General features: G+C 46.5%; 11 protein-coding genes. 1 reads left to right on the forward strand and 10 read right to left on the reverse strand.

What is annotated here, in order from left to right; translation table 11 throughout:
- Positions 1 to 34 precede the first annotated feature (34 nt).
- On the forward strand, positions 35 to 1255 hold the full coding sequence (locus HMPREF1640_RS08520) for a 3-deoxy-D-manno-octulosonic acid transferase (RefSeq protein WP_036893896.1): 1221 nt from the start codon (positions 35 to 37) through the stop codon (positions 1253 to 1255).
- A 120-nt stretch (positions 1256 to 1375) separates the two neighbouring features.
- Here HMPREF1640_RS08520 and HMPREF1640_RS08525 read toward each other — a convergent pair whose 3' ends face one another.
- The 10 genes from HMPREF1640_RS08525 to HMPREF1640_RS08575 all read right to left on the reverse strand — a co-directional run bounded on the left by HMPREF1640_RS08525 (position 1376) and on the right by HMPREF1640_RS08575 (position 11421).
- Positions 1376 to 2536 (reverse strand): MalY/PatB family protein, encoded by a 1161-nt coding sequence (locus tag HMPREF1640_RS08525; protein ID WP_036893897.1) that lies wholly within the window; start codon positions 2534 to 2536, stop codon positions 1376 to 1378.
- Between the two features lie 89 nt (positions 2537 to 2625).
- On the reverse strand, positions 2626 to 3471 hold the full coding sequence (locus HMPREF1640_RS08530) for a DUF3737 family protein (RefSeq protein ID WP_036893898.1): 846 nt from the start codon (positions 3469 to 3471) through the stop codon (positions 2626 to 2628).
- A gap of 209 nt (positions 3472 to 3680) precedes the next feature.
- On the reverse strand, positions 3681 to 4319 hold the full coding sequence (locus HMPREF1640_RS08540) for a porin family protein (RefSeq protein WP_036893902.1): 639 nt from the start codon (positions 4317 to 4319) through the stop codon (positions 3681 to 3683).
- A 43-nt stretch (positions 4320 to 4362) separates the two neighbouring features.
- Entirely contained in the window at positions 4363 to 5412 is a 1050-nt protein-coding gene (gene gldN, locus HMPREF1640_RS08545) for a gliding motility protein GldN (RefSeq protein ID WP_036893903.1), read from the reverse strand.
- 80 nt (positions 5413 to 5492) lie between these two features.
- On the reverse strand, positions 5493 to 7049 hold the full coding sequence (gene gldM, locus HMPREF1640_RS08550; RefSeq protein WP_036893904.1) for a gliding motility protein GldM: 1557 nt from the start codon (positions 7047 to 7049) through the stop codon (positions 5493 to 5495).
- 69 nt (positions 7050 to 7118) lie between these two features.
- The gene (gene gldL / locus HMPREF1640_RS08555; protein ID WP_036893905.1) at positions 7119 to 7973 is read right to left on the reverse strand and encodes a gliding motility protein GldL; all 855 of its coding nucleotides are present in this window, start codon (positions 7971 to 7973) and stop codon (positions 7119 to 7121) included.
- Positions 7974 to 7978: 5 nt separating this feature from the next.
- Entirely contained in the window at positions 7979 to 9391 is a 1413-nt protein-coding gene (locus HMPREF1640_RS08560; RefSeq protein WP_369699827.1) for an SUMF1/EgtB/PvdO family nonheme iron enzyme, read from the reverse strand.
- A gap of 78 nt (positions 9392 to 9469) precedes the next feature.
- Positions 9470 to 10408, reverse strand: a complete 939-nt coding sequence (locus HMPREF1640_RS08565) for a type IX secretion system membrane protein PorP/SprF (protein WP_036893908.1) — start codon at positions 10406 to 10408, stop codon at positions 9470 to 9472.
- A gap of 86 nt (positions 10409 to 10494) precedes the next feature.
- Positions 10495 to 10716: a DUF2795 domain-containing protein gene (locus tag HMPREF1640_RS08570; RefSeq protein ID WP_036893909.1), complete on the reverse strand. Its 222-nt coding sequence runs from the start codon at positions 10714 to 10716 to the stop codon at positions 10495 to 10497.
- Between the two features lie 126 nt (positions 10717 to 10842).
- Positions 10843 to 11421: a hypothetical protein gene (locus tag HMPREF1640_RS08575; protein WP_231565871.1), complete on the reverse strand. Its 579-nt coding sequence runs from the start codon at positions 11419 to 11421 to the stop codon at positions 10843 to 10845.

The raw sequence follows: 11421 nt of genomic DNA on the forward strand, positions 1-11421 counted from the left end.
CCGAGTGTCGAGACATGGAACGCTAACTTAAAACATGTATCAAATCTTTATTTGGTTATACCAAATCGGTGTATGGATGGGCAGCCTGCTCAGTGAGAAAGTGAGAAAAATGTGGGTGGGCGAGCATGACGCTTACCACATTTTGGAGGGAAAGGTTGACCCGTCGGCACGGTACGTATGGTTTCACGCGGCGTCGTTAGGCGAGTTTGAGCAGGGCAGGCCGCTCATAGAGCATATCAGGAAAGAGTGGCCAGAATACAAAGTGCTTCTGACTTTTTTCTCACCCTCTGGCTACGAGGTAAGGAAAGATTATAAAGGAGCGGACATTTGCTGCTACTTGCCCATAGACACCATAAGCAACGCACGGCGTTTTTTGCGGATGGTGAGGCCTGAAATGGCGTTTTTCATAAAATACGAGTTCTGGTACAACTACCTGCACATATTGAAACACAGAGGCGTGCCAACGTATAGCGTATCGAGTATTTTCCGCCCTGACCAAATATTTTTTAAATGGTATGGCAGGAGTTATCGAAAGGTGCTGTACTGTTTCAGCCATTTTTTCGTGCAAAACGAGAAGAGCCGAGAACTATTGAGACAGCTGAATATTGGCTGCGTGAGCGTGGTGGGCGACACGCGTTTTGACCGAGTGCTACAGATTAAAGAGGCCAGCAAAAGACTGCCCATCGTGGAGGCTTTTGTAGAGGGAACGCAAGGCGTTTTTGTGGCCGGGTCGTCGTGGGAGCCTGACGAGGATGTTTTCATACCCTATTTTAACCAACACAAGGAATGGAAGCTGATCATCGCGCCTCATGTGGTGAGCGAAGACCACCTGCGGAGCATCGAGGAAAAACTGAACCGAAAAACCATACGATATTCCACAGCCTCGGCTGAAAGCGCAAGTGCGGCCGAATGTTTGATCGTGGACTGCTTCGGATTGCTATCGAGCATATACCACTACGGCACCGTGGCCTACGTGGGGGGTGGATTTGGCGCTGGCATCCATAACGTGCTGGAAGCGGCCGTATGGGGCATCCCGGTTATTTTTGGCCCTGAGAACAAGCATTTTCAGGAAGCACAAGAGTTGATCGCGGCACAAGGCGGATTGGAGATAACAGACCCACGAACATTTGACGCGGTGATGGGCAGGCTCACGCACGACAATGATTTTCGAGCCCGGAGCGGCGGACAAGCGCAAGAATACGTGAAAGGAAAGGCTGGCGCGATGAGACGCATCATGGAAAGCATAAATATGTGAAGCGGCAAGACAAAAAGAAAGAAACCAATGCCGACGCGATTGGACAATCGCGTCGGCATTGGTTTTTTCATGAAAGCGTCGACCCATTGACAGACATGGGCACAAGCGCTTGTGGAACGCTTATATCGCGGACAGTGTCGCGACCACGCGAGACATGGCCTCGCGCAGCAAACCGCGAGGACAAGCAAGGTTGACACGGAGATAATCGCGCCCTGCACGCTTGCCATAGAGCATGCCACTGCAAAGGAACACCTTGCCATCTTTTAATAAAAGACGAGCCGCCTCATCGCCATTGATACCCAACGAGCGGATGGAAACCCACGCCAAATAGGTGCCCTCAAGCCGAACGACATCCACAGAGGGAAGGTGCTCGGCAAGGTATGATTTGAGGAACTGGTAATTACCGTGTATATACGGTATAAGCTCGTCCAACCATCGCTCACTCTCATTATAGGCGGCCTTTAAAGCGATGGGGCCAAAGGGATTGACATCGCATACTTCGTAAATATTGATGACACGATCCACGCGCCGGCGCACATCGGCGTCGGGGCATACGATATTGGCTATTTGCAAGCCGGCGATATTGAAGCTCTTGGACGGCGAGTTGAGAGTGACACTGTTGTTGAGGTTGGTATCATTGACCGCGGCAAAGGGCGTATAGGTGTAACCCGGCATGACAAGTTCGCAATGTATCTCGTCGCTGATGACGCGCACGCCGTGACGACGGCAGATTTGGCCCATACGTCCCAACTCTTCGGCTGTCCATACTCGGCCGGCTGGATTGTGGGGATTGCAAAGCAAGAATACCGTGACTTTCTCGTCGGCGCATTTCAACTCGAAATCGTCCCAATCAATAACGTATGTATCATCATGGCGCACAAGCTCATTCTCCACAATGTCGCAACCTTGATTGCGAATGGACGAGAAGAAACAATTGTACACTGGAGTTTGCACGAGCACTCGCTCACCCGGCAGCGTGAGTGCCTTGAGGCAACAACTGATGGCGGGCACAACTCCCGTGGTGTAGCGTATCCATTCGCGCTGGATAGACCAATCGTGCCGACGGCCAAACCATGAGATGATGGCATCGTAGTAAGTGTGGTCTACATTGGCGTATCCAAATATGCCATGAGACACTCGATCGACGAGCGCTCGCTGTATGGCGGGAGCGACTGGAAAATCCATATCGGCTACCCATAATGGAAGAACGTCGGCGGGTATGGTGTCCCACTTTAATGAGCCGGTATGACGGCGACTGACAGGGGTATCGAAATTGAACATTGGAACAAGTGTTTAGGATATGAGAAAATGGATATATGGCACAACGAATGGTATTCTAACACAAAGAAAATAACGTCGGAAAATAAACGCTACCGACGTGTCTCAATAACACAATCATGGCCTTTAGCAAACTCGTCATAAGTAACAGACCCAATAGCGTCGGCCACTATACGGCCAGAAACTGGGTTCTTGACATTGGTGATAGCACCCCTTATGTCGGCGTTGATATTGGTGCAGTCTTCAAAAGCACGGTCGCAAGCGGAATCGAAAGTGCAATCTTCGAGCACGACATTGTCCATATAACACAACGGTTGCTCGCCACTGATGTGACAACGCACAAATTTGATATTGGAAGAATGCCATGCAAGGTATTCGCCATCGAGAACTGAATCGTACACTACCACATTTTTACACTCCCAAAATGAATCTTTGGTAGTGATCTTGGCATGATGGATCTCAACGTTCTCACAGTACTGGAACACATATTTGGCATCGCTCACAAGTCTGTCAACAAAAATATCGCGACAAAACATGAAGGGATATGTACCTTGATGAAGCTCCACATTCTTTATGGACAGGCCATCTATTTTCCAGAAAGTCTCATCGGCATCGTTGATTTTTACATTCTCCAAGCTGAGCTTTTTCATCTCCCGGAAGAACTTGGGGCCATCAATAACGCAATCTTTCATAACCATGTCGTCGCTGTACCATATGGCAGACCGGCTGCCCTCGGCAAAATAACAGTTGGTGATGACGCTATGATTGACATGCCACCACGGATATTTGCCATAGAAACGAGAATTGTCGCATGTGAGATTCTCGCAGCACTTTACGCCCGACTCTCCATCTGTTATCTCAATATTATCAATAGAAGCGTTTTTTAATCCAAAGAGGGGACGCTCCCCTCCAAACTTATTGTCTTTTATAATCTTCATGTTGCTTATTGTAAATCAAATGGATGGTTGCAAAGATAACACCAAAATATGTTATCCGCAAACCAAACATGAGCCACGGCGTTTAATTTAAGTCTTTTTACAAAAAACGAAAAAAACATGGCCAAGGCTGTCACTTGCGCCTGGCCATGCTTTTTCAATATAAGTTTATCTACAAAAAAAACACTTGTGAACAAGCAGTCTAACCGCGATTAAAAGAAATAGGTAGCAGAGAGCTGCCAAGTGTTAGTATGGGCCATGTCAATGGCGTCGGTTACTTGTTGGTCAAGTTTGTGTATCTTTATCTCGCCAGTTTTGCCTATAGCGACATTATAATTGCCCGTAATTTGCAAGTGATCGAAAAGCGTAAAACCAGCTCCAAGATTGACATTGGTAGTCGACTTCTTGAGTTGGAAAACGTTTTTATAGCTTTTGGCATCGGTCCACTCAAAATTGCTATCGCCTACATTGAAAGCAAATTCAGGCCCAGCGAAGACAAAAACATTGGCCAAACTGCTAAGCCCCCAACCATAACGTAAATTGATGGGCAAGACAACGGAACGCTGTTTCACCGTGGTTTCGCCGCTGGCGGCCGTCCCACCGGCTATCTCGGTGGCGCGCTGGTCAAACAACGCAGAAGCGTCAAGGCCAAGGCCGACAATTGGCAATGTGAACTTGACAGTAGGGCCAATGAAAAAACCTGTGCGATTTTTTCCGCTGAACGTGGATTGACTAAAACTGATTTTGGACACGTTGACACCGCCTTTAACACCAAACCTCACTTGAGCGTCGGCCTGATTAGAAAACAATAAAGCGATGAGAAAGATCAAAGTGATTGAAAGTTTTTTCATAAAAATATTATATCTTGAAATGTATGAATATTATTGAAACATATCAGTGTCTCTGCCGACGAACCGTGACACGCGCAGTGGTCCCCTTGGAAACTGGAGAAGAATCACTGTTTTTTTTCTTAAACGAACTTCGGCCACTTCCAGACCGATGTTTTTTTCGAACAGATTTGAGCGTTTTTTGGTCTAATTTCGCAATGGAGTCGAGCGAATCCTTAACAGCGGGATCACCCCAAATACGCCGCTCGAACTCTTTAATCTCGTTATCAACACGCCGCTGCTCGCGCGACAACTTGACGGAATCGCCACCGACCTCCTGCGCGAGTGTTTGTCCGAGCATATTGGTTGTTTTATAAATTTTGCCTTTGTAAGCATTGATCGTGAAATAATCATCAAGGCTCATGGTGGCGGCATTGTTGAGATTGCTGGTCATAATGGTCTGTTTGGCCAAGAAAGGCACCAAGTCTTCATACTTGACCCAAAAGAGTGGATATTTTGTGGTGCCATCGCCAAAATCGTCTTCGCGGTACATCACGGGGCAGATGGCTTGCACCTGCTTGTGGAACGTGGCCGTGGATTGGTCAAAATAGGCGCTCTCCTTGATAAAATAGCCTTTGACCTCCGCCGATGGGATATCGCTGTCGCTGATATGAACGCCGCGATCCGTGCGCTCGTAAAAAATGTGATAGTCGTCCAAGAACTTCAAAGGGTTGACGCGTAGCGACTCGTCAAAACGCTCACTGCCAGTATTGACATCATAGGCGTAAGCGGCAATGCCACCGTGACGAGGTCCGGCCATGATGAGCTTGAACATATAGGTGAAAAGGTTCATCTGCGTGCCCAAAGGCTCCACTGGATAATAAAGACAGGCGTTGGCGTCGTCCTTGAGGTCAAGCTCGCGGTAAACATCACGTCGCCATACCACCGACTCGCTCATTTTGGGCTCTGTGGGAAATGATATCTGAGCGCGAACCGTCATATTATTTCCATTGGACTGTCGAGCCTCGACTACTTGCCGCTCGCGACGCGCACGCGGTTGAGCCATGGCGACAGTGGCAACAAAAACAATGATCAACGTTAAAAATATTTTTCTCATGATCTATATAGCCTTCTAACAAATATTTTTTATTTATCAACCTACACTAAAGCAAACACCCACGCAAGGAAAAGATGTTCCTATCTGAGCTTAATCTCCATGGCTCCGGGCAACGTCCTGGCAATGCCATCAGGGCCAACAGCCTTGACTTCGGTGATATAGAATCGCCGGCCACGTGACAATCTACGGAACTGGCCAACCATACGATCGGTGAATCTATCACCCGCGGAAGCCATCTGGACGGCATTGCCCATATTATCATAGAACACGACGGAGAAACTTGCGACCCTGAACTGTATGTCAAGAATGCCATCGTCTATAGCGGCACTAAGACGCGTGGCCTGCATAAGGGATGCCTTGGAAAGATTTCCACCCTTGTACCTATCTGTGCCCATGGCAATATAAGGCGTGGGGTCCGGCAGCTTACGCACCTTGAACGTAAATGGGGGGAACGAACGCATCTTGCCACCATCACGAGCCGAGACCCTGAATGTAACATCGCGACCAACCGCTGACGGAACGGCGACATACCGCCCAGGGCCCAACGTGGAGAGCCGCCCACCGTTCATGGATATGGAAACCGCGTTTTGGGGAACTCCCGGAACACTGACGCTGATGGGATTTTTATATCCGGCATAGAGCACGTTCATAAGATCAGCCGCCACCGTGGCGCCTCCCGGCACGGGGATGACGCTGTATTTCTGCGTGAAATTTCGACGCAAAACATCTCCATTGGCATTGCGCATCAAGATATATCCTCCAAACCGGTGTTCGCCAACACCGCCTGCCGTAAAACCATACTGGCCGTTGGAGGTGGACACCCTGCTGCCATTGACATAAATCTCGGGTTGCTTGGTGGTGTCTATCGCCGCCATTACAATTTGAGCCGAGAAACGCTCGCCGGGATATAGCGTGGTCTTTTCAGGCACCACAAACGCCGAGAGCTTGTTGACGCGAACATCTTTGATGTCTACGTTTGACACCAATGTATGCAACGCCTCCCCCTCCGCATGGCGAACATCGTTTTGCAATTTGGAGAGAAGCGTGACCGCGGCGGCAACCGGCATGTTCTCAAACATGTATTCTTGCCAATTTTTGCCGAGGGTATTGGCTTTTCGTGGCACGCTGGTGGACAAACTGTTATTGACAAGCTGCCGCCGTTTAGGATCAGGCAAATACGCGAGTATACGCGCGCGAAATGAATTGATGGCCTTGTAAAGTTCCGCGCCTCTACCCGTGATTGGAGCCAGCATAACGGTTCCGGCGGCATCAATGTTGTCATTGTTCTCTGCATCCGCGAGCGTGGCATTCTTGCCTTCGGCTTCTTGCACAATGGCAAATTTGAGTTCTTGGGCAAGATTATAGAGCGAGTCGCTCATGTTTTTCACCTCGGTAGCTTTCTCAAACCATTCCCTGACCTTCGCCGGATTGGCTGCCATCTGTTTTTTGAAATCGCCATATACGGCGTCATTTTCGATGGTCGCGTTATTGGTAGTCCTGCTTAAACTTTCTTCAACGACGGCGAAACCATTGAGCACCTCCGTGGAGATGTTCAACGCGAGCATTGCCAACAAGACGACGTACATGAGGTTTATCATCTTTTGGCGAGGCGATACCGGTCTTTTCTTGATTGCCATTTATATTTTTATCTTTTTAAGGGGGACACATTCGCGGGGGCACAAATGTGACAAGAAATGAGAGATGGGCTACACCCCGCTGTCGTTTGGCGTCGCGGAGGGATTTGTTGTGGCGGCATGCATATTGACCGTCATGGCTTCTATCATACGGGCGTAAATTTGATTGAGCCGCTCTATCTGCTGAGCCATTTTGCGACTTTGGTCGTTTATCTGATCTATCGTACCAATCTGCTGACTGGCTCCCTTGAGTTGCATCTCGTAAACCTTGCTGATGCCCGTGAGCGTGCGGTTGAGATTTTCCATCTCCTCGCTGTCACGCGTGAGGCGGGCACTCTGTTGATTAACTTTTTCAAGCGTACTCACAAGTTTTTTCAATTCCTCCACGTAATTGGCTTGAGCCGCGTTGAGAGCCTCGGCATCCTCCGCGGACATTTGCGGTACGAAATTAGGAGAAATTGTCTTCGCCTCCATGGGATTAGAAGTGTCTTTCAACAAATCTTCTTGATGCGCATGGAGGGGCGCTTTGTGCCCAAGAGCAGAAGAACCAATGGGAAGGGAAGCGTTTTCTTCAAAGTTATGAACAGACTGTGACTGAAACATATTGTCGGATTGATGATCTCCGGAATAGCTAACAATACCTTGTGAAAGATATTCTTCCGTAACACGAGTAGGTATTTCACGGCCATCGGCAGTTTTGTCAAACGGCCGATCAAAAGCGGAAATAAAAAACACCACCACCTCCGTACCCATGCCTATGAATAACATGACATTTGCTCCCGGCAGGTGTGTGAGCTTGAAGAGAGCACCTAAAATAACTATGGAAGCGCCCCAACTATAGGCATAATTGAGGAACGTTTGCCCGGCAACGGTGTCCATCCACTTTTGCAGACGGTATACTATATTGTATTTACTATAGTTAGACATGGCGTTTATTTCTTTTTTTGTTTTGCAGTGATTGAGTTGGCGAACGAACGGACGCAGCGAAAGCCAATATAGGAACGTGGTTGGTTTTGGTACTCCCAAGTGCGCCAAGCAGACTTGATGAAACTCTCAGGATCTTTCCAAGAGCCACCCCGCACGCTCTTCTTTTTAAGCCTATAAGGATCCTCTATCGCCGCATTATACTTAAGTTGTGGATTAAGGTCATTCATCGCGTTGACTCCAGCCTCCGTGTAGATGGTACTGGTCCATTCCGCCACGTTGCCCGCCATATCGTAAAGGCCATTACTATTGGGCGAATAAGCAGCTACCTTACTGGAGATAAGATTGCCATCTTTGGTATAGTTGCCACGGTCTGGCTTGAAATTGGCATAAAAACAGCCATCCCCGTTTACAACCATCTCGTGGTTCCACGGAAACTCATTTTGCTCCTTGCCACGAGCCGCATACTCCCATTCCGCCTCGGTGGGCAAGCGATAGCGTTGAATATAACGAGCCTCGGCGCCAAGCCCCTTGAGAAGATAGTCTGTGCGCCAAGCGCAAAAAGCGTTGGCTTGCTCCCAAGTCACTCCCACCACCGGATAGTCGTTATAGGCTGCATTGGAAAAATAATTACGTAGATAGGTCTCATTATCAGAATTTTGAAAATCATTAACCCATACCGTGGTGTCAGGATAGATATTGACAATATAAGTGTTAAGGAAATCCCACGGTCCTGACAAAGGCCGATTGATAGTCTTCCTGACAATGCGTCCCTCATCGTCAATGTATGCCGTGTCTTTGCTGATGATGACAGACTCGTTGGGATCAACGGCAACATCCGTGTTAAGATTGCGCTCTTTGGGGTTTATGCGATTGCGCCGTAAAGCTGCCGCGGCATAATCATAGATTTCAAACTTATAATTCATCTGACGACAATCGAGCAGCTTTTCTCCCGTGACCGGATTTGTAACATACAGGCTCTCTATAGCTCGCTCTTCGTCTTCGTTGGGTTTTCGAGGCAAACGCTTTTTCCAATTGAGATGCGGCGTGACAGGATCACCATTCTTATCTTCTGTTATCATGTAGGTCTCGTCACCGCCATAGGAAGGGTCGGCCAATCGAGTACGAAGTATGCTGTCGCGTACCCACATGACAAACTGTTTGTATTGCGAGTTGGTTACTTCGGTCTCATCCATCCAAAAACCATCGACGGATATGTCTCGCTGTAGCGTTTTTTTACCCCAAAGACTATCTTTCCCGTCAAGTCCCATCCTCAAATGGCCACGATTGATACGCACCATGCCATAAGGGGTAGGCTCATTGAAAGTCTTACCCATAACACCCACGACCTCGCCGCCTTTTCCCGAAGCAGACACAGACTTCGCGCTGAAACATGACGAAACGGTCGAAATGAGTGACATAAGGCACAAAGTTATGATTAAATTTTTTCTCATATAAATGTTTTACCTTCTGTTTTTTGAAAAGCCCTGCTTGTTTCATTAAAGAATACGAACACTTTTGTGCAAGGCCTTGCCTTTTTTCGCAAGATTAATTTCGTGTTGATAGCCAATAAAAATCTCATGACTGCCATTTCCCGGGTTAATAGCCGAAGTGTAGACCTCATAGCTATAACCAACAAGAACACCATGAACGCTGCCTCCAACCAATGCCGTAACGGAATTGGACGGGCTGTAACTTAATCCACCATATATGATTTTTTTATCATTTGAATAGATTAACCTTGCCGTAATATCTGATCGAAAAGTTACCATGTCTGTTCGCATCAAGAAAGAGGGCTTTATTGTTAAAAACGGATGACGTAGTTTAATATTGCCTCCAGCCGTCAAATAATAAGTTCGATCTATTTGTAATTCTTGTCTTTCTCCAAGACTAACCAATGGTGAGGTGAGGTGCATCACTGACATGCCTACATACCAACCATGGTTTGTATAGCGCAAGCCAGCTCCAAAATCCAAAATATTACCGGAAAGTTTTGTGGCGGCAAAAGCCGGATCGTTCGCGTCTTCTACATCAACTTTAGTACCATCAAAAATCTCACTTATCATTCCAGCTTGAACGCCAGCACTTATTTGACCATTAAAAAGATGGAATTTTGACGCGTATTGCAACGCAAATCTCTGATGAGCAAAAAGCCCTAATTTATCATTCATAAACTGCACGCCTGCGCCATGACAACTCTTCAAAGCATAAAAGGGCATGTCTAATGCGGCATACGCTGTTTGCGGGTTATGTTCAAATCCAGCTAAATCAAGTGCATAACCAGCCGTTACGTTCAGTTGGGATTGCTTCCCCACAGCGGCAGGATTATAGGCGGTCTCCATGTCGAAGTAATGACTGAACGATGGGTCATACTGCGCGCGTACGTTGGTCGCCCCAACAGCAAATGCGAATAATAATATCCAATGTCGAATAATCACATTGTGATAACGATTGAGCCCTTGGTTTATTGCACAAAATAGGCCGTTCTTAATAATTAAAGAACGGCCACTCGTTAACTTTGAAATTAATATTCGTCCTCATTCCATAGAAAATCATCCTTTGTAGGATAATCGGGCCAAATATCCTCGATACTTTCATAGACATCACCCTCATCTTCTATCTCCTGTAAGTTTTCCAGCACCTCAGCCGGAGCGCCAGAACGTATAGCATAATCAATCAATTCCTCCTTAGTTGCAGGCCAAGGAGCATCTTCCAATTTCGAAGCCAAATCCAATGTCCAATACATAGCGGTAATTATTACATGTAAGTTTTTTGTGGCGCAAAAATAACCAATTAATTTGAATTTCCAAATAAATTACCATCTTTTTTGCTTAGCATAAAACAAATGTAATTTAAAGAAAATAAAACAAGATTACAGATTTACTTTATAATGTTGTTTGTACATGTTCAGATCGAAAAAAACAATTCCACAGTCATACAGATCAAATGTTACTCCCGTTCGATTATCTGCGCATATTTTTTTCCAATCTTTTAATGATTGTGGAGTGGAATAAATATCCTGAACTATTAAAATGCTACCGCGAGACGCACGATGAACAAAAATATTAAAAACAACTTGCCAATAATCCGATAAATCCATGATGAGCATATCACAATCATTCAACACGGCAGCAACAGATGATTGCGAGGGCATGTTCGGCATTTGATCAAAACAATATTCAAAAGCATGAAAACTTGATTGGACGCAAAAACCAATCGGCATTTGACCTAAAACGTTTTTAAGATTGATAAATGGCAAATCACACAAAAGAGAATGAAGATATTCTATTATGACATTGGGATGTTCCACACAGATACATATATTTTTATAATCTGATGATTTTGCTATCCTACAATATAACAGAATGGTTTTATGTTGATTACGTGAAAACCTTAATCCAGATAGCTTGTCGTTTTCAAATGAATAAAATCTATTTTTATCCCGAACTAT

The sequence above is a fragment of the Prevotella sp. S7-1-8 genome (assembly GCF_000758925.1).
Lineage (GTDB): Bacteria > Bacteroidota > Bacteroidia > Bacteroidales > Bacteroidaceae > Prevotella.

Excerpts from the sequence above, each read along its gene's own strand:
- HMPREF1640_RS08520 (WP_036893896.1), top strand. The coding sequence starts at position 35 with ATGTATCAAATCTTTATTTGGTTATACCAAATCGGTGTATGGATGGGC.
- HMPREF1640_RS08570 (WP_036893909.1), bottom strand. The coding sequence starts at position 10,716 with ATGTATTGGACATTGGATTTGGCTTCGAAATTGGAAGATGCTCCTTGG.
- gldM (WP_036893904.1), bottom strand. The coding sequence starts at position 7,049 with ATGGCAATCAAGAAAAGACCGGTATCGCCTCGCCAAAAGATGATAAAC.
- gldL (WP_036893905.1), bottom strand. The coding sequence starts at position 7,973 with ATGTCTAACTATAGTAAATACAATATAGTATACCGTCTGCAAAAGTGG.
- HMPREF1640_RS08540 (WP_036893902.1), bottom strand. The coding sequence starts at position 4,319 with ATGAAAAAACTTTCAATCACTTTGATCTTTCTCATCGCTTTATTGTTT.
- HMPREF1640_RS08530 (WP_036893898.1), bottom strand. The coding sequence starts at position 3,471 with ATGAAGATTATAAAAGACAATAAGTTTGGAGGGGAGCGTCCCCTCTTT.
- HMPREF1640_RS08525 (WP_036893897.1), bottom strand. The coding sequence starts at position 2,536 with ATGTTCAATTTCGATACCCCTGTCAGTCGCCGTCATACCGGCTCATTA.
- HMPREF1640_RS08560 (WP_369699827.1), bottom strand. The coding sequence starts at position 9,391 with ATGTCACTCATTTCGACCGTTTCGTCATGTTTCAGCGCGAAGTCTGTG.
- gldN (WP_036893903.1), bottom strand. The coding sequence starts at position 5,412 with ATGAGAAAAATATTTTTAACGTTGATCATTGTTTTTGTTGCCACTGTC.